At 58.3% G+C, this 18,790-nt stretch carries 18 protein-coding genes; 10 read left to right on the top strand and 8 right to left on the bottom strand.

The window, feature by feature from the left end; all coding sequences use genetic code 11:
• Positions 1-27: 27 nt before the first annotated feature.
• Positions 28-1,524: a flotillin domain-containing protein gene (locus tag C8N31_RS17635; protein ID WP_231476729.1), complete on the bottom strand. Its 1,497-nt coding sequence runs from the start codon at positions 1,522-1,524 to the stop codon at positions 28-30.
• Between the two features lie 244 nt (positions 1,525-1,768).
• Positions 1,769-2,857 (bottom strand): substrate-binding domain-containing protein, encoded by a 1,089-nt coding sequence (locus C8N31_RS17630; RefSeq protein ID WP_025047509.1) that lies wholly within the window; start codon positions 2,855-2,857, stop codon positions 1,769-1,771.
• A 133-nt stretch (positions 2,858-2,990) separates the two neighbouring features.
• Here C8N31_RS17630 and C8N31_RS17625 point away from each other — a divergent pair, with 133 nt between their 5' ends.
• Complete coding sequence (locus tag C8N31_RS17625) at positions 2,991-3,416, top strand: MarR family winged helix-turn-helix transcriptional regulator (protein ID WP_025047508.1); 426 nt, start codon at positions 2,991-2,993, stop codon at positions 3,414-3,416.
• Between the two features lie 22 nt (positions 3,417-3,438).
• On the opposite strand, the gene C8N31_RS17620 is transcribed toward C8N31_RS17625, so the two are convergent.
• The 3 genes from C8N31_RS17620 to C8N31_RS17610 all read right to left on the bottom strand — a co-directional run bounded on the left by C8N31_RS17620 (position 3,439) and on the right by C8N31_RS17610 (position 6,545).
• Entirely contained in the window at positions 3,439-4,368 is a 930-nt protein-coding gene (locus C8N31_RS17620; protein WP_025047507.1) for a hypothetical protein, read from the bottom strand.
• Entirely contained in the window at positions 4,368-5,420 is a 1,053-nt protein-coding gene (locus tag C8N31_RS17615; RefSeq protein ID WP_025047506.1) for an acyltransferase family protein, read from the bottom strand. Before C8N31_RS17615 ends, C8N31_RS17620 begins: the two co-directional genes overlap by 1 nt.
• Positions 5,421-5,570: 150 nt before the next feature.
• On the bottom strand, positions 5,571-6,545 hold the full coding sequence (locus C8N31_RS17610; RefSeq protein ID WP_025047505.1) for a LysR family transcriptional regulator: 975 nt from the start codon (positions 6,543-6,545) through the stop codon (positions 5,571-5,573).
• 136 nt (positions 6,546-6,681) lie between these two features.
• On the opposite strand from C8N31_RS17610, the gene C8N31_RS17605 reads away from it, so the two are divergent.
• The 9 genes from C8N31_RS17605 (at position 6,682) to C8N31_RS17565 (ending at position 14,971) form a co-directional block, all read left to right on the top strand.
• Positions 6,682-7,458: a transporter substrate-binding domain-containing protein gene (locus C8N31_RS17605; protein WP_025047504.1), complete on the top strand. Its 777-nt coding sequence runs from the start codon at positions 6,682-6,684 to the stop codon at positions 7,456-7,458.
• A 217-nt stretch (positions 7,459-7,675) separates the two neighbouring features.
• Positions 7,676-8,323, top strand: coding sequence for an amino acid ABC transporter permease (locus C8N31_RS17600; protein ID WP_025047503.1), 648 nt, complete (start codon positions 7,676-7,678; stop codon positions 8,321-8,323).
• A gap of 18 nt (positions 8,324-8,341) precedes the next feature.
• Positions 8,342-8,998 carry an amino acid ABC transporter permease gene (locus C8N31_RS17595; protein WP_025047502.1) on the top strand — a complete coding sequence of 219 codons (657 nt, stop codon included), beginning with the start codon at positions 8,342-8,344 and terminating at the stop codon, positions 8,996-8,998.
• A gap of 16 nt (positions 8,999-9,014) precedes the next feature.
• Positions 9,015-9,785, top strand: coding sequence for an amino acid ABC transporter ATP-binding protein (locus tag C8N31_RS17590; protein WP_025047501.1), 771 nt, complete (start codon positions 9,015-9,017; stop codon positions 9,783-9,785).
• Positions 9,782-11,134: an aminotransferase family protein gene (locus tag C8N31_RS17585; RefSeq protein WP_025047500.1), complete on the top strand. Its 1,353-nt coding sequence runs from the start codon at positions 9,782-9,784 to the stop codon at positions 11,132-11,134. Before C8N31_RS17590 ends, C8N31_RS17585 begins: the two co-directional genes overlap by 4 nt.
• Entirely contained in the window at positions 11,131-11,823 is a 693-nt protein-coding gene (locus C8N31_RS17580; RefSeq protein WP_025047499.1) for a CoA transferase subunit A, read from the top strand. The genes C8N31_RS17585 and C8N31_RS17580 overlap by 4 nt, the downstream gene beginning before the upstream one ends.
• On the top strand, positions 11,810-12,463 hold the full coding sequence (locus C8N31_RS17575; RefSeq protein ID WP_420834943.1) for a 3-oxoacid CoA-transferase subunit B: 654 nt from the start codon (positions 11,810-11,812) through the stop codon (positions 12,461-12,463). The genes C8N31_RS17580 and C8N31_RS17575 overlap by 14 nt, the downstream gene beginning before the upstream one ends.
• Positions 12,464-12,474: 11 nt before the next feature.
• Entirely contained in the window at positions 12,475-13,767 is a 1,293-nt protein-coding gene (locus C8N31_RS17570) for an ArgE/DapE family deacylase (RefSeq protein WP_025047497.1), read from the top strand.
• Positions 13,768-13,846: 79 nt separating this feature from the next.
• Positions 13,847-14,971, top strand: coding sequence for an alanine racemase (locus C8N31_RS17565; protein ID WP_025047496.1), 1,125 nt, complete (start codon positions 13,847-13,849; stop codon positions 14,969-14,971).
• Positions 14,972-14,974: 3 nt separating this feature from the next.
• Here C8N31_RS17565 and C8N31_RS17560 read toward each other — a convergent pair whose 3' ends face one another.
• From C8N31_RS17560 to C8N31_RS17550, 3 genes are read right to left on the bottom strand one after another with little or no spacing between them, the layout of a single operon-like run.
• The gene (locus C8N31_RS17560; protein ID WP_025047495.1) at positions 14,975-16,387 is read right to left on the bottom strand and encodes a 3'-5' exonuclease; all 1,413 of its coding nucleotides are present in this window, start codon (positions 16,385-16,387) and stop codon (positions 14,975-14,977) included.
• A gap of 1 nt (position 16,388) precedes the next feature.
• On the bottom strand, positions 16,389-16,907 hold the full coding sequence (locus C8N31_RS17555; protein ID WP_025047494.1) for a hypothetical protein: 519 nt from the start codon (positions 16,905-16,907) through the stop codon (positions 16,389-16,391).
• Between the two features lie 4 nt (positions 16,908-16,911).
• Positions 16,912-18,732: a DUF294 nucleotidyltransferase-like domain-containing protein gene (locus tag C8N31_RS17550; RefSeq protein ID WP_025047493.1), complete on the bottom strand. Its 1,821-nt coding sequence runs from the start codon at positions 18,730-18,732 to the stop codon at positions 16,912-16,914.
• Between the last annotated feature and the right edge of the window lie 58 nt (positions 18,733-18,790).

Here is an 18,790-nt window from a genome sequence, read left to right as displayed (position 1 = left end):
GTTGGATGTGTGGAAAGGTGACTTAGATCACTCTTTGTCTTTGGGTTTCGGATCGTCTTTTGCCTTTATCCGGTTGGCATAATCCGCCGTGCGGCCTGCGATGTTGGGGTCGAAATCAAGGCCTATTTCATCGCCCATCTGTTTCATCGCGGGCAGGCGTACGGCCATGCCGAGGATCTGGTCCATCGCCGCACCAAAAGCTCCGTCGACACCCTCGGTCTGGCCGGTGCCGCCGCTGCCCATGCCGCCGATCTGGTTGATGCGGATCGAGTCGATCTTTTCGACGGGCTTCATCATCTGGGTCATAATCTCGGGCATCCGGTCGAGCTTGCGCTCTTCGAGGCGCATGCGGATCACTGCATCGCTCAGCGTGTTTTCCGCCGTATTCAGCGCGGCTTGACCTGCGGCTTGCGCTTCCATGGCTTCTTTGTCGGCGCTGGCGGCAGCGGTTTTGGCGGCGGCGTCAGCTTGGGCACGGGCCAGCAGGGTGCTGACATCACTTTGCACGCGGGCGTCTTCAAGTTCGATGTCGCGCTCTTGCTTGAGTTTGGCAATCTCCCGTTCGCGTTGGGCAATGGCGCGTTCTTTCTGGGCCTGCACGTTTTCGGCGGCGAGGATCACCTGAATACGGGCTTCCTCTTCGTCCGCTTTGGACTTGGCCTCTTTGGTGCGGGCCTGAGACAGCTTGATGTTGTTGGCAATCTTTGCCTCTTCCAGCTCCATCAATGCGGTCATCTCGGCTTTGCGCAACGCCTCGTCATTGGCGACCTGTGCGGATTTGGTCAGGCGTTCCTCGGCGATCCGGACAGCCTCTGACGCGCGGTGCGCCTCGGCACGGGTCTGGGCAGAGCGGCTTTCGGCTTCGGCCTCAAGGCGGGCAAGGTGTTCTTGCTGGGCGATCTCTGCCTCACGTTCCGCCTTTTGCAGCTCAATCTGGCGTTGATGCTGGGACAGGCGGTGTTCGCGCACCGCGACTTCGGTTGAGGTCTCGATGGCGATCCGCGCCTTGCGTTCCTCGGCCACCAATTCGGCCAAGCGCCGCATGCCTGTTGCGTTGAAGGCATTGTTTTCGTCGCGGCCCGACAGATCACTTTGATCCACCGAAATCAGCGAGGCCGACACCAGTGCCAGCCCAAGCCGGTCGGCATGATCTGCGACCATGTCCGCCACATCCTTGGTAAATTCGGCGCGGTTGAGATGGATGTCTGTCAGTGCACGCGCCGCTGCGGCGCTGTGTACGGCATTAATCAAGGCACCGGAGAGCACCTCTGCAATCGCATCACCGCTGCGGGCGATCCGATGACCAAAGGCTTGCGCTGCCGTTGCAATCCTGTCCGTGTCAGGGGCGACACGCAGTTCAAACTCCATTGCGATATCGGCCCGCAATTGATCGGCGGTCAGCACTGCCTCACGGCCACTGCGGACAATTTCGGTGGCTGCGGTCTGCATGGAGACCCGTTGCACCTGATGCAGGATCGGCAGGGCCAAACAGCCCCCGTCAGTCAGCACACGGCGACCGCCCATTCCGGTTCGAACAAGCGCCGTTTCAAGCGTGGCCTTCGCGTAAAACCGCTGAAAAAACCAAATGCCGACCAAGACCGCGACGATAAAAATGACAACAGCTAGCGCCCAATACAAAGCAAATTCCCCCACCTGTCACGCAGCGCTCAGATGGCCTGCACGATTCTGTTGCTTTACGGTGGGGGAGATTAGTTTCCAGTTCAAGTATTTTATTTGAAATGGAAAGTTAATTTCATTTTTTGTTTGTTTACAGAAGCTTGAAGTCGCAAAATTGAACACCATCGGCCCGCGCCATGTAAACAGATGGGCGCCTCAGAGCGGGCGAATGTGTGAAGTTGCGTCCGCTGGCATAGCTGACAGGCAGTTGGTCGCGGGTTGATTTTTGCTGCCAGACATCACCGAACTGGCCAATCAATCCGGCAAGGTAGTGCAGCCCCTCATAGGTCGATTGCCCCAGGGCATTCAGCGCCGGTGCGGTATCGCCGTGCATCCCGTAATACCGTTCCTTAAAGGCGGCATTTTCGTCATTGGAAATAGAGCCAAAATACGAAGACACTGAAAACAGACGCTCCAGATTGCCCCTGCCGCAGGCCATCAGCCCATTCTCTTCTAGCGCGGTGGAAAGCCGGACGATGTTTTTATGAAGCCCGCGCCGCCCGAAGGTGCGATTGAACATCACCGCATCTTGACCCACCAATGACACCAGTACCGCATCCGCGCCCGAGGCTTCGAGTTGTGAGACCAGACCGCTCATATTCGACAGGCCAAACGGCACGTAGCATTCCATCGCCAGATCAACGTTCATCTGTTTGAGGCAGGATTTCGCATAATCATGTGAACTGCGCGGCCAGACATAATCATTGCCGATCAACGCCCATTTGCGGGGCTTGAACCGCTTTTGCATGAACACCATTGCGGGGCCGAGTTGTTCTTTTGGGGTTTCGCCAATGGCAAAGAGGCCCGCCGTGGTTTCACCGCCTTCATAGAGCGGCGTATAGATATAGGGAATGCGCTGGCGCACGACCTTGGACAGGCGTTGCCGGATCGCGCTGAGGTGCATGCCGACAATCGCGTCGATTGCACCCAGATCAATCAAGTCGTTTACGATCTCTTCGATTGGCTCCCCGGCCTCAACCGCGGCGTCAATCATGATCAGCTGCACCTTGCGCCCGTCGATCCCGTCGGCCTTGTTCAGCTCGGCCACGGCAACCTGCGCGCTGGAGATGCAGGACGGTGCCCAGATGCCCGCCGCCCCGCAAAGGGGGATCAATAGCGCAACGCGATAGACACCACTTGCGTGAAACTGTCCATTCTCGCGGAAGTCAGCGAGTTCCATTGGCATGGTCACGTCGTGTCGCAGCGTCCCTCCCCCTCTGCGATGTGCGCTTGATGCAAGCTTGGTGGCACATTGCAATTGAATTTGCTTTCCAAGTCAACTAAATTCAGGTCAGTGATCATTGGTGATAGACATGTCTGAGCAGACCAGTTCGTTTGAAACGCATATTTCCTATGCCGTGGCGGCCGCGCATCGTTCGGTCAATCAACGGATGACGGCGCAGCTGAAAAAGCACGGGATTCAGATCGAAGCCTGGCGCGTGATGGAATGTCTGGATGCGGGCGAGCGGCTGACCATGGGCGCGCTGGCCAGCAAGGCGTTGATCAACCCGCCAACGCTCAGCAAACTGGTGGATCGCATGGTTTCCGATGGTCTGGTTCATCGCCAAATCTCGCAGAGCGACCAACGCGAAATCAATCTGCTGCTGACCCATTTGGGGCGCATTCGGATGCTCGACATTCGCAAGGACGTCGAGGAACAAGACGGCGCGTTGAACGGATTGCTTGAGACAGAAGACGGGGCGCTGCTGCTAAAGCTGCTGTCGAAGATTACGGTCTGATCTCAGCGGTGATCAGCGTCAATCAACTGTCGTTGCAAGGCTGCAAGGCCGTGGCCAAAACCGGCGCCAAATGACGTGCAATGCGGCCCGCGCCGGGTGCCGCTGGATGAATGTCATCGCGATAGTCCCCCACCTGCATCCGAACATCGCCCAGATCTATCAAGGAAATATCTTGGCTGCGTGACCATTGCGCAAACCTTGCCTTTGCCGGTTTCACCGTGCCGCCGCGTTCTTGTTGGGTGGGGTGATAGATCAGGAAAGGGTGCACGCCCTGATCCCTCAACATCATCGCCATCCGGTCCAGCGCTTCTAGACTTTGTCTTTCACGCTCCTCCAGTGGTGCCAGATCCGCCCCCGCATGTGCCGCCTGTTGTCTACGCTCAATGACGGCCTGAACCGCATCGCCGATGGCCGACCAGGATGGTGCCTGGCGATAGGGCAGAATGTCCGAGGCGGTTTGCGGAACGTCGTAAAGATCATGGGCGGAAACCACGATGCCCGCGACACTGGATCCAAATGTGCCCCGCTCGGCCAAGAACGCCGCCTGATTGATCGGGCCCCAACTGGACACCGCCATGGGCAGCACTCGAATGATGCAGCCGTCCAGATCTGGATCAGCCTCAAACGCGCGCCGCAATTGCGCCGATATCGTCTCTGTTTGATCCAGAAAGTGACCGCCATAAACAACACTGTCCCCGACCAAAAGCAGATGACGTTCATCGCTGGCGGGGGTATCGGGATGGTCTGGCGCGCGCATTCCGTTGGCGTTGATCGAAATGGTATTGCCCCAGCGCCGATAGCTCGCCGATGGCACCAGTTCGTATTCCGTTGCCCGGTCCATCCGGGCCAGCGGCGGATCACCAAGACCAATCCCCCAACGCAAGGCACATTCCGCCGCGACCAGCGCAAGCGCCGCAGTTGCGGCCAGATATGACAAGGCGGGCCTGTTCATCAATGTCCCGTGAGCCGCCGTCGCAGCGGATGAAACGGTTTTTCAAGCCAGCGATAGGTCGCCGCAGCAAATGCCGCCGAGAGCGCAGCCGAGGTCACGACCAATGTCCAATCGCCCAGCGCGGCAAAGCCGGAATAGATCAGCGCCTCGATGATAACGTAATGGATCAAATAGATCGTGAATGACCATTGCCCGATCTTGCGCAGCGGTGCCCAGTTCAAGGGCCGGAACCAAAGGTCGGAGGGCTGCGTCACAGCGTAGTGGAATATGGGCATCAACGCCAAACCCTGCAAGCTGTAGCGCGGGATGGAGCGGAAGGTCTCATCGCGGATCGACAAACACACCAACAGCGCAACAACAGCCCCGCCGAGCCACACCAGGCGGACCGGCAGGGATGGGCCAAACAACCGATCAGCGTGGCCGCGCCATGTCAGCATCGCCAGCAAACACCCATACAGCAGGCTGTCGAGGCGGGTGTCTGTTGAGATGTAGATCGTCCATTCATCCGTCCCGAGGCCAAAGACCCTGATCGCCCGCCAAACCACCACGGCCATCAACAGCACCAGCAAATAGCGGATTTCGAACCTTGTATTGACCAACAGAATGAACAGCGTCGGCCAGATCAGGTAGAAATGTTCCTCAACCGCGAGGGACCAAAGGATGCCCAACCCATTCACCGTGGCCGGATCAGGCGCATAAAGTGAGAAGTAGTTATAATAAAAGAAGATCTGACTGCTGATGGTTCGGATATCCAAACGCCCTTCGGCCCATCCGGCCCAAACCAGCAGCGCACTGACCAAAAGCACGAACAAGATTGGCGGGCTGAGCCGGACGATACGGCGTAGGTAGAACGCCCTCATTGCGATGGACCCATGTTGATCCCATTCGCGGGTCATCAATGTGGTGATCAGATAACCGGACAGGAAAAAGAAAATCGTGACCCCAAAACCACCCGGCACAACATGTCCAAAGCCGACGTGGCTCAAGAACACCAGCGCGATGGAAACCGCGCGAAGTCCGTCAAGCGATGGGATATAGGACGGTTTAGCCATTTCTACACTGGCCTTTCCCTGCCAACTCTTTTCATGCCGCCTGTCGCATCATTGGCTTTGGAGCGCGTTTCAAAAACCCTAAGTTGCAAGGGGCACATGCGCAATTGGTTTTGTCTGCAATAACTGCGGGACGTGCGCCTTTGGCCGGCCTCAAGATGGTGTAGGTTCCGGACCGTAAGTTCGTTCGGCAATGTCGATGGCAGAGAGCTCTTTCGCAAGTGCGGTGAGAAACACCGCGTCTGCCTCTGATTGGCGGCGAGCCGGATTGCTGATCAAATAGATGTTCACCATCGGCAAATCTTCATAGGGCGGCAACTGGCGGATATGGCCCGCGATCACGTCTTGCTGCGCCACGTGGACCGGCAGGGCCCCGATGCCGATATTGGCCATGATCATGCGCCGGATTTCATTCAAGCTGGAAGATACGCCGCGCCATGTGTTGGCCAGCCCCAGCCGGGCGCGAAGATGGGCTATCGCCTCAAGCGGGCCACCTTCGGCCTCAGTCTGGAAGGCCACAAACGGCTCACCCTCCAGTTCTTTGGGCTCAATGTCTGCAACGTTAAAGAGCGGATGCCGCGCACCGCAGTAAAGGCCAAAGTATTCGCGGTAGAGCACCATGGTATCGAGGTTCTTTGGCGCCTTGGACAGCAGACAGATGCCGCAACTTGCCCGGTTTTGGGAAATCGCGGTTTCGACCTCATCACTTTCGGACACAGTAAAGGAATAGGTCACATTTGGATGCGCCTTGGAAAACCGGTTCAGAAAATCATCAAAATGGTCCGAAATCACATAACTGGTGATCGCAATCGACAGATGGCCGCGCAGATCGGTGTTGTCGACATCCATGAGGGCCGGCAATTGCGAGATCGAGCCAAAGATCGTCGCGCATTCGGTATAAAGCACCTGCCCCGCACGGGTGATGGTAAACTCATTGGGTTTTCGGATGATCAACGTTCTGCCCGTGGACAATTCCAACCGCTTGAGCGCGGCTGAAACCGTAGGCTGTTTGAGGCCGAGAAAATCCGCGGCTTTTGAAATTCCGCGCTGTTCGACCACCACCATAAACATGCGCAGCAGGTTCCAGTCGAGGTTCCAGGGGAAACGTTGCTGATGGGGAAGGCGCATAGATTTCATCTATATTGAAGATACCTATTATTTATTTGCACGATGTTAGGGGCCATGCAAGTGTTTTTGCAGAGCGGGGAATCCGCCAATATCGCCGGGGTTTCACCCCCGGCGCAGTAACAACCGGGAGAAAAAAATGACTGTTCGCCGCACAATTCTGAAATCTGCAATCGCCGCAGCTTCGCTGGCGGTTTTTGGGCTGACCGCAGCCGCCGCAGAGGAACTCGATACACTCAAGGAAAAGGGCGTCATTCGCATTTCGATGTCCGGTGCCTATCCTCCGTTCAACTTTGTAAACGATGAAAACAAGGTGGTCGGCTTTGACCCTGCCGTCGGCACCGAGATCGCCAAGCGGATGGGTTTGGAAGCCGAGATCGTGACGACCGCATGGGACGGGATCATCGGCGGCCTGCTGGCCAACAAATACGATGCCATCGTCGGGTCCATGACCATCACCGCAGAACGGGACGAAGTGGTGGATTTTGTCGGCCCCTACTATTCCGACAAACGCGCCATCTTTACCAAGCCCGGATCAGACATCACCAGTCTGGCGGATCTGGATGGCAAAAAAGTTGGCCTGACATTGGGCGAAACCCATGAGGATTGGGCGCGCGCGAAAGGATATTCGATCAACACCTACAAAGGCTTGCCTGAGCTGCTGTTGGAGCTGGAAAATGGCCGTGTAGATGCGATCGTGAACGATTCCATCGCCGCCATTCTGGCGATGACTGCCAAGGGCCAGGAATTTGCGATGTTTGACGATCCGGACACCAAGCCCTTTGGCGCTGGCATCGCCATTCGTGAAGGCAACCCCGAACTGGCCGCAGCCATGCAGGCGGCGCTGGATTCCATGATGGAAGATGGCACCTATCTGGCGCTGGCCGAAAAGTGGATCGGCGCTGACATCCGCTAACCTCCCTGCCCCTTCCGCCCCTGTGCGGTGGGGGATTTTTGCAAGCGGTTTGACTGCTCCGCCCTCCTGCCCGACGATGGGGCAAACTCCGGGGCCAAGCTGGCGGTCAAAGCCGAACGTCAGGTCCGGGCTTTCATGTTCTTCTGCGCAGGATTTTCTTTGATGGCGAACAGGCAGGTCACTCTCTTATCAGGTCACTTTACAAAAGGAGGGCGGCATGGACTTTGAACTGATGCTGAAGGTCTATCCGTTCTTTCTTGAGGCGGCTTGGCTGACCATCCTATTGTCGGTGTTGACCGCCATATTGGGTCTGACTTGCGGGGCCCTTGGGGCCGCGGCGCGGTTGTCGCGGTTTCGCACATTACGGTTCATCGGCGCGGCTTATGTCAGTGTCATTCGCGGCACGCCCGCGCTGATCCAATTGTTCATTCTCTACTTTGGCGGGCCGCAGATCGGCATCCAACTGGATGCCTTCGAGGCCGGCGTGATTGGCCTTGGTGTCAACGCCGGGGCCTATATGACCGAAACCATTCGGGGTGCAATCATCACCATCGACAAGGGCCAGGGTGAAGCCGCGCGGACTTTGGGCCTCAGCCAATGGCAAGCGATGTACAAGGTCATTCTGCCGCAATCGGCACGCCTGATGATCCGCCCCCTGGGCGTCAACATCAATGCACTGATCAAGGCAACGGCGCTTGTCGCGGCGATCTCTGTGGTTGAGCTGACCTATACCGCGCAGCGCTATATCGGATCGACCTACAAGCCCTTTGAAATGTTCCTGCTGGCCGGGATTCTTTACATGATCATCATCTACGTGGCTGGCCGGGGCATTGCCTGGCTGGACCGCAAAGCACAGATCACCTGATCAGGAAAGGACGCACAGATGGGTCTCGATTTCTCTATTGTTCCCAAATACATGGATGTGATCCTTCTGGGCTGTGCCTGGACCATAGGGATCACTGTTGCCGCCGCCTTGCTCAGCTTCTTCGGCGGGATCGTTTTTGCGGTGATCGCGCTTTACGGGCCTTGGCTTTTGCGGCAGCCGTTCCGCCTTTTTGCGTGGCTCTTCATGGGCACGCCGCTGCTGTTGCAACTGTTCTTGATCTACTTCGGCCTGGTGCAGATCGGTATCGACCTGCCCGCATTTGTTGCCGGTATCATCGGCCTTGGCCTGCACTTTGCCGTCTATAACTCCGAACTGATCCAGACCGCGATCCTAGCGGTGGACAAGGGTCAAATGGAAGCGGCCCGCACATTGGGTCTCAGCCGCGGCGAGGCGCTGCGCAAGGTGGTGATCCCGCAAGCGGTACGGGCCGTGCTGCCGCCGATTGGCAACAACATGATCGCCCTGCTGAAGGACAGCGCATTGGTTTCGGTTATCGGGGTGAGTGAGCTGACCTTGTCGGCCCAGCGCGTCATCGGCAAGACCTACCGCCCCTTCGAATTCTATCTGCTGGCGGCGGCCTGTTACTACGTCATCAATCTCGGAATGGAATGGGTGCAGCGCCGGATTGAGCGCCGCATCTCCATCTCACGCTGATCTCAAGGGGCCAGACATGACCGACACATCCGACTTCGTCAGAATTGAACACGCACAGAAATCCTTTGGCAAACTTGAGGTGCTCAAAGACATCAGCCTGACCGTGGAACGCGGCCAGATTGTTGCCATCATTGGCCCGTCGGGATCGGGCAAATCAACCCTGCTGCGGGCGATCAATGATCTTGATGCGCTGACCGGCGGTGAGATCTGGCTGGACGGGGTGCAGGTCAACAAGACCCTGCCCCACCGCCAATATGAGAAACACATCAACGAGATGCGCCAACAGATTGGCATGGTGTTCCAGCATTTCAACCTGTTCCCGCATTTGACGGTGCGCGAAAATGTCACCATGGCGCCGATGTTGCTCAAGGATCTGTCCAAGGCTGAGGCGAACAAGCTGGCCGAAGAACAGCTTGACCATGTCGGGATGCTTGAACGGATTGAGTATTACCCCTCGCAATTGTCCGGCGGCCAGAAACAGCGGGTTGCGATCGCCCGCGCCTTGGCGATGAAGCCCAAGTTGATGCTGTTTGATGAAGCCACATCCGCCCTTGATCCTGAATTGGTGGATGAGGTGAATCAAGTGATGAAGAAGCTGGCCGAGGATCACATGACCATGATCATCGTCACCCACGAGATGGATTTTGCCGCGGCGGTTTGTGATCGGGTTCTGTTTATGGATCAAGGCGTTGTGGTTGAAGAGGGTCCGCCCGAGGTTGTGTTCAAGAACCCTGTCAAAGACCGCACCCGCGAATTTCTGCGCAAACACATCGAAGGTGCCAAGTGACCGACGCGCCCTCCTATCTGTTCTACCAATCGCGCAACCCGCGCCCGTTTTTGGATCGGGGCGAAGGCATCTATCTGTTTGATGAGGCAGGCAAACGCTACATCGACGGCTCTTCTGGTGCGATGGTGTCGAACATTGGCCATTCCAACCCACGTGTGCTGGCCAAGATCAAGGTCCAGATGGACAAGGCCACCTTTGGGTATCGCCTGCATTTCCGCACTCACCCGTCTGAGGATCTGGCGGCCAAGACGGTCGCCATGACGCCCGAAGGGCTGGACAGGGTGTTCTTTGTCTCTGGCGGGTCGGAGGCCGTGGAAAGCGCACTCAAGCTGGCCCGGCAATATGCGCTGACACAAGGGCAAGGCAGCCGCAGCAAGGTCATCTCACGGTTTCCATCCTATCATGGGTGTACGTTGGGGGCGCTTGATCTGACCGGCTATGATCCGCTGCGTGCGCCTTTTGACCCGATGATGAAAGGGATGCCAAGCATTCCCGCGCCTGCCACTTACCTGGACCGTGACAACCTCAGCGAAGAGGCACGGGGCCTGAAGTACGCGGAAATGCTGCGCGACAAGATCATCGAGGAAGGCCCTGAAACAGTTCTGGCGTTCTTGATGGAGCCGGTCGGCGGGGCCTCGACCGGCGCTTTGGTTGCGCCCGACAGTTACTATGGCCGCATCCGTGAAATTTGCGACGAATTTGACGTGTTGCTGATTTACGACGAGGTCATGACAGGCGCGGGACGCACCGGCAAATTCCTTGCTGCCGAACATTGGGGCATCACGCCGGATATCGTGGCCATGTCCAAGGGGTTTGGCGCGGGCTATGCGCCCTTGGGCGCGATTGTCGCCGGGGCGCGGCTGGTCGAACCGGTGCTGGATGCGGGCGGGTTTTTGCATGGGTTCACCTATGCAGGCAATCCTTTGGCCTGTTCGGCGGGGCTGGCCGTGCTGGAAGAAATGGAAGACCAAGGTCTGATCGAAAACGCCGCAAAAATGGGCGAGGTGCTGATGGCACGGCTGTGCGGGTTGATGGAGGGTTATCCGTTCATCGGGGACGTGCGCGGCAAGGGGCTTTTGACCGCGTTTGAATTTGTCAGCGACCGTGAAAGCATGGAGCCTTTGCCGCCCGCCCTTGAGGCGCATGCTCGGCTGGTTGAACTGGCCTATGAGCGCGGTTTGATCATCTATTCGCGCCGCACACGTGGCGGCACGGCGGGCGATCATTTTCTGCTGGCCCCACCCTTGATCATCACCGAAGCCCAGATTGACGAGATGATGACGATCCTTTGCGCGGCGCTGGATGCTTTCGCGGCTGAAACCGGACTGCACGTCGAGGGCGCGCAATGAAGCTGCGCGACAAACGATGTGACATCGCGGCAGCGGTGGGCCGGATCAAGGATGGCGATACGGTTATGATCGGCGGGTTTGGCGTGCCCGGCACGCCTTTCACGCTGATCCAGGCACTTGTCCAACAAGACGCTCGCAATCTGACCGTGATCAAGAATGACGCCAATGAACCAGGCATGGGCGTTGATCATCTGCTGCGCAGCGGACAGGTGGCGCGGCTGATCACCACCCATCTGGGGCTGAACAGCCACGCCATTGGATTGATGAACTCCGGCGCGATAGACGTTGAATTCAATCCCCAAGGCATCTTGGCAGAGCGCATTCGTGCTGGCGGCAGCGGCCTTGGCGGGGTGCTAAGCGATATTGGCATCGGAACCGAACTGGCCGAAGGCAAACAGGTGGTCAAGATGCAGGGAACAACCTATCTGGTTGAGCCTGCCTTGCGGGCCGATGTGGCCCTGATCCACGCGGATCGCGCCGATACTTTTGGCAATCTGACCTATGCTGCCACAGCGCAGAACTTCAGCCCGCTGATGGCGATGGCCGCGGCTTGTGTCATCGTTGAGGCCGAGACTGTTGTCCTTCCCGGGGAAATTGCAGCCAACGCGGTGCAAACTGCGGGCGTTTTTGTCGATCACGTCACACAGTTGGAAAACTTGTCCGAGGAATATGCCGTTGTCCGACGCTAGAACCCGCATGATCGCCCGCGCCGCCCGCGAGATTGCACCGGGGATGGTGGTCAATCTGGGGATTGGTATGCCCACCCAAGTGGTCAATCATCTGGCCGCTGACTATCCTGTTTGTCTGCATACGGAAAACGGCATGACCGGAGTTGGACCAGTGCTGCCACCCGAACAGGCAGACCGCAATTTGATTGACGCAGGGGGGGCCTATGTCTCCACCGTGGCGGGATCGGCGTTTTTTGACAGCGCGACCAGCTTTGCCATGGTCCGGTCCGGGCGTTTGGACCTGACGATGCTGGGTGCCTTTGAGGTGGCGGCCAATGGCGATCTGGCAAACTGGAAGATACCGGGCAAGTTTTCACCCGGTGTTGGCGGCGGGGTCGAATTGGCGCAAAAGGCACGGCGGGTGGTTGTGTTGACGACCCATTTGGACCGCGCCGGGCGATCCAAGCTAAAGGCAAAATGCGCCCTTCCGATCACCGCGCAGGCCTGCGTGGCGCGGATTTTCACCGACATGGCAGTGATTGATGTCACCCCTGATGGCTTTGCACTGGTCGAGGTCGCCCAAGGGGTCAGCCCTGCTGAGATTTGCGCCGCCACCGATGCGCCCTTGACCATTCCACAATCGCCCCTGCCCAGTTTTTAAGGAGCCAGATCATGCAATCAGACTTACAATCGCGCCTGTTTGATGCCGTAGATGCGGCCTTTGATCAGCAAGTTGCGTTCCTGTCTGACTTGACCGCTTTTCCCTCGACCAGAGGCAAAGAACAGGCCGCGCAGGATTTCATGGCCAGCGCCCTGACCGCACGGGGTTATAAGCTGGACCGCTGGCAGATCGACGTGGCGGAGATCCAGCATCTTCCGGGGTTTTCGCCAGTGCTTGGGCCTTACGAGGACGCGGTTAATGTGGTCGGCACCCGCCAGTCAAAGACCAAAACCGGGCGATCTCTGATCCTGAACGGGCATATCGATGTGGTGCCGGAGGGGCCGCTGGATATGTGGGACAGCCCGCCCTATGAGCCGCGCGTTGAAGGCGGATGGCTTTATGGGCGCGGCGGCGGTGATATGAAGGCAGGACTGGCGTCGAACCTCTTTGCAATGGACGCTTTGGCCGCCTGCGGATTGGCCCCTGCGGCAGATGTTTTTTATCAATCCGTGGTCGAGGAGGAATGCACAGGCAATGGCGCTTTGGCCTGCCTTGCGCGGGGGTACAAAGCCGATGCCGCGCTGATCCCGGAACCGTTCTCGGAAAAGCTGGTCACCGCGCAATTGGGCGTTTTGTGGTTTCAGGTGCATCTCAAGGGCCGCCCGACCCATGTGGCCTATGCAGGCAGCGGGGCCAATGCGATTGAGGCCGCCATACCCTTGATCAAGGCCTTACACGAGATGGAACATCGCTGGAATGCCGCCGAAAACCGCCCTGATGATTATGCTCATATGGAACATGCGCTGAACCTGAATGTTGCCAAGATCAAGGGCGGCGACTGGACCAGCTCTGTGCCCGCCTGGGCGGTCTTTGATGTGCGCATGGCGATCTTTCCGGGCCAATCCATTGAGGCCGCCAAAACCGAGATCGAAGAGGTCATTCTGGACGCGGCGCGGGAAAACGACTTTTTGCGGAATTCCCTGCCCGAGATCGTCTATCACGGGTTTGAAGCAGAGGGTTACGCGCTGTCGCAAGACAGTTCAGACCGCGCCAGATCTGCCATTGATGCGCTGGGGGATGCCCATCAGGCCGCCACCGGTGCGGACCTCAAAAAGGCGGCGATCACGGCAACAACAGATGCCCGGTTCTTCGGGCTTTACGCTGATACACCGGCGCTGGTCTATGGGCCGAGGGCCGAAGCGATCCATGGGTTTAACGAACGCGTCGAGCTGGAAAGTATGCGGCGCGTGACCAAAGCCACCGCATCTTTCATCGCCCGCTGGTGCGGCACCGAAGAGATTTGAGGACCGGCGCGATGGCCCATTCTTGCCAGAGAACTCATCCAACGCATAACGAACGCGGATCATTTGGGCGGCTTGTTTCGTGACCCACCGCCGCGATCTTTGCCGCAGTTCTTGGTGCGACATCTACCAAAGCCGCATTTCCAAAAATCTAGAACTGGCCTGCAATATGTTGCCCAGCCGGTCCAAGTTTTGCGCCGTTCTGAAAGCAGATGCATACGGTCACGGGATCAAGCAGGTTGTGCCATTGGTCACGGCGCAAGGCATCACCTGCATCGGGATCACATCCAACGCTGAGGCCCGCGCCGTGCGCGAGGCAGGCTTTACCGGCGACCTCATCCGCCTGCGCGCGGCGACTTTGGCCGAGATGGGCAGTGCCGCATCTGACCACGTTCAAGAACAGATCGGATCGCTTGACGCGGCACGGCATTATCGCAGCCTTTTGGATGGGGGCCATGATCTTGAGAGGGCTCATCTGGCCCTCGACGCGGAAGGCATGTCACGAGACGGGTTAGATTTGTCGACCGATGCCGGCAAGGCGGCATGCATGGAAATACTGGCCCTGCTTGGCGGGCATGTCACCGGGATCTGCACGCATTTTTCGTCGAATGAACCCGCGCATTTGCAGCAAAACTCTGCCGTTTTCCAACACCAGGTCGGCTGGGTCTTGGACAACAGCGATCTGCAACGCTCAGACCTGATTGTGCATGCGGGCAGTTCATTGACCCTGGTTTCGGATGTCCCGATTGACACGGACATGTACCGCTGCGGTGCGATTATTTATGGAATTTTGAAACCCGAACTCGGCTTTGTCCCCACGATGGAATTGAAGGCCCACGTTGTTGGCCTCGGGGCCTACCCTCAAGGTGCGACCGTTGGCTATGACCGCGCCAATCATCTGGACCGGGACAGCCGGCTGGCCTGTATTTCCATTGGCTATGCCAACGGCTTTTACCGCCACGCGCACAACCGCAGTGCCGTGATCATCAAAGGTCAGGTCGTACCAGTCCTAGGCAAAATGTCGATGAACACCATTGTGGCCGATGTGACCAAGATCAGCGGTGTGCAGGTTGGCGATGTTGTAACGGTGTTTGGCGGCACTGGCGCAGGTGTGATCGAGAAGGCGCAGGCAGAGGCGCAGTTTGGCACTATCATGGCCGATCTCTACTCTGACTGGGGCCTGCGCAACCACCGCGTTTATCGCTAGTCGTCAGTCGTTTAGATCATGCAGCAGACGGCTGTGTTTGCGGGTCTCTTCGATCAACTGGCCAAAGGTATTTACGCCCCTGCCCTCTAACAGCGGCAGCAGCTTGACCAAGGCCGCACCAGTTGCATGGGCGTCACCATAAGCGGTGTGTCGCAGCTCTGCCGGGATTGTAATGGCAAGGCGATCGCATAATGCATCCAGCGAATGCTCTTCGGTCACGCCAAAGATCACCGCAGACAACAGCACCGTATCCAACACAGGATGGTTCCACTCCACCCCCATCTCGGCTTCGGATTTGCGCAGGAGCCCGATGTCGAAGGGTGCGTTATGGGCAACCAGAATGGCGTCGCGGGCGAAATGGTGAAAGGCACGCCCGGCCGTGGCAATGTCGGGCGCATCTGTGACATCATCATCCGAAATTCCGTGCACCAGCGTTGAGCCGGGCGGTATTGTGCGACCGGGATGCACAAAGCTGCTGAACGCCTCACCGTCGATGATCTGTCCGTTCAGGATGCGCACGCCGCCGATCTGGATGATCGCGTCATTTTCAACCGAAAGGCCGGTGGTTTCGGTGTCGAAAGGCACAAAACACAAATCCCGCAGCGGGGTGTCCCTGATCTCTTTGGTTTCGGCGACATTCATCAGCTCAAAGTCAAACACCAAGGGCCGCGCCTTGAGAAGCTGGCTGGCGATGGCTTGCACATCGATGAGGATCATATGACCGCCATCGCCCAAAGACTTCACCTGCGCGTCAAAGACACGCTCGGCTTTTTTGTCACCCAGTTTGAAGGGCACCTCCGAGATGTCCGGCGATAGTTGGGCAATCGCATCGGTAAGCGTGGTGAGATCAAAATAATCCGACAAAGGCGCTTTGAGGCGCGGCGGCGCTATTTGCGACAGAACATCGGCTGCCTGACCGTCATAAAGGACAATCTCATGGGCCGGGTTCAGCAGGATCGTTGCTATCGGAATTTCCGTGAGCAGCGCCGTCAGGCGTTCGCTTTCGGATTTCAAACGCTGGGTTTCATGGGCAACCTGCGTAGCGGTGTCCATCATCGACGCGTTCAGAGTGCGCGACAACGCCCCCGCTGCCGGGGCCAGATCGCCCAAATACCGTGCGGCGTCTGTATCGACCGGCCCATCAATCCCCGAATGTGCCCGCAGCCGCAGATCGGCGGACAATTTGTTGATCGGCTTGGCAACGTTTTCGTCAAACAGCAGCCAGACCGCCACCGCAAGACCGGTGTTGAGGAAGGCAAACATGATAAAGGACGTGATGAAGGGCGCCGTGGGCAAGGCGGTTTCGGCCCGCGACCAGCCAAACCAAAGCGCCCCGCCCGCCAGCGCCGCACCTCCCGCCGCCAACAGGCAGAAAAACAGGAAGATGCGCAAACGCAGGGACAGGCGGGTGAACATGTCAGCCCTCGCAGACCAGTTTCAGGATTGGATCATCGGCTGGCACTGCGTGCCAATCGGCATCGGCGACCGCGCCATCCGCGCCAAAGACCGCCCCGTCGATGAGCAATGCGGACCGCGATGCCGCACAATCAAACAGCATCGGCGCCTGACTGATCGGCGACCAGCGGCCAAAGAAATAGATATCGGCAAGCCGTTGGTCCGGCAGATTTTCATTGCGGCGCGCCGTGCCGGTATCGACAGCCGAAAACCGCTTGGTATAGGGCCAGACCTTGGTCCATGGCCGCAGCCAGCCCTGTTCCTCGACCTTGAGCGCGATTTCGACACCTTCGGGCAGGCGTTCGGCGGTACGGTCGAACCATGTGTATTCGTTCGAGATGGTCATGCCGATCATACCTGCCCCTGCGGCGATGGGCATGATCCACTTGGGCAAACGCCGCCCTGTGATGATGTTCAGCGCCATCACAAGACCGGCGCAGGCAATCCCGGCAAAAACCGTGGCTATCAATTCTACAAACATGACGTCATCCTATCGCACCTTTGCCGGATCCCACGGCCGATTGCATTGTTTTGACCACCACAAAGGCATCGCGCAAATGGCTGCGCTCAAAATCAGACAGTTGAGATGGATCGAGGTAATTGCCCGGCTTTTCCCCTGCCTTGATCTGCGCCGCCTGATGTTCAAGCCGTGTCACGGCGATCAGGTCGTAGGCGTCCAGCAGATCCGCGCCGCCGGAACTCGACAGCACGCCAGCAGCCATCGCAGCCTCAAGACGGGCGCGGGTGTTGACCTGCGTCAGACGCCCTTGCAAGGTGTAGATCCGGCCCAGATCCACCACCGGCACCACGCCCGCATGTTTGAGATCAAGCTGGTTACGATGTTCCCCTGACCGGATGGTCGCCAGCCCGCGCAACAACCCCAAAGGCGGCTGATGCTTGAGCGAGTTTGAGATCATATGCGCCGTGAAGATCGAATTTTTCGACGCCTGCTTGAGAGTCTTTTTCTGTAGATCGGCAAACAGGGTTTGATCACCGCCGATGGGCCGCAAATCAAACATGACAGAGGCCAGCATCTGCGCCTCGGGGTCGGGCTTGGCGATCCAGCCTTTGAAATAGTCGCGCCAGACCTGCAATGGCTGACACCAACGCGGGTTGGTCGCCATCATATCGCCGGGGCAATAGAAATATCCGCAAGTGTCCAACCCGTCACTGACGTATTTGGCGAACGCCGCGAAATAGGGCATGTCGGCATCGGTGACATCATCAGACAGGATCAGGCAATTGTCCTGATCCGAAACACCGGTTTGTTCCTGCCGACCCTGTGATCCGCAAGCCAGCCACAAATAGGGCACCGGCGGTGTACCCAGCTCTGCCTCGGCCAGTGCCAGCAACCGGCGGGTGGCGGTGTCGGCGATATCGGTGATCAGACGGGTGATAACCTCATGGCGATTTCCGGCCTCCACCAGTTGCACCAGCAGTTGCGGGATCTCGGCCGTGGCGCGGGCCATCGTGGCCGCCTCATCCGCCTTGGCCACACGGCCCACCAGATCCGCCGAGGACATGGCTTGGGCGCGGGTCAGATCGGTTTGCGTAACGATGCCCAGAAGGTCAGCACCGTCCACGATGGGGATATGGCCAATGCCGCGCTCGACCATCAGGTGCAGAACATCCGTGACCAGCGCCTTGGGCCCAAGGGTCAGTTGGGTACGGGTCATCACATCACGAATGGGGCCATTGATATCAGCGCCCTGCGCCACGACGCGGCCCGTCATGTCACGGACGGTCACGATCCCCTCAAGCCCGTCCGGGCCAGTAACGCAGATCGACGAAATATGCGCCTCATGCATCATCGCGGCGGCCTCGCGAATGGTGGTCTGCGGCGTGCAGGTCACCGGATTGCGGGTCATCAACTGATCTACCGGCAAGGTGGTCAGGTCTTTGCGGTCGGCCCTTGTTGGGCGGCGGCGATCAAAGAACCGTGCAACAGCAGGCTGGCCCTCGATAAGTTCAAAAAGGGTGGCGGCGGGCATGACGATCATCCGCGATTGCGCCGTGACCGTGGCGGTACGGCTGGCGGCATCGCCGCGCAGCAAGGCGCGTTCGCCAAAGGAGTTGCGCGGACCAAGGATCGACAATTGCACGCCGGTCTCGTCGGTGATCTCCACCTCGCCCTCGGCGATGATAAACAGATCCGCAACAGTGTCCCCTACGGCAAAGGCCAAAGCTCCCGGCGCAAAATCACGCGCCTCGCAGACGGCTCCCAGCGCGTTCAGGTCGCCTTCGGACAGGCTGTCATAGGGATGAACCGAGGCAAGAAACTGGATCAGGTTGGCCGGAAGGGGCATATCGCTTGCCTTTGTAAATGCGTTGTCCTGCCCACAGTGACGCGGGCAGGACGGAATT

Source organism: Sulfitobacter mediterraneus, assembly GCF_003054325.1.
Classification (GTDB): domain Bacteria; phylum Pseudomonadota; class Alphaproteobacteria; order Rhodobacterales; family Rhodobacteraceae; genus Sulfitobacter; species Sulfitobacter mediterraneus.
Note: the sequence above shows the minus strand (reverse complement) of the source record. Positions and strands in the feature narration are given on the sequence as shown.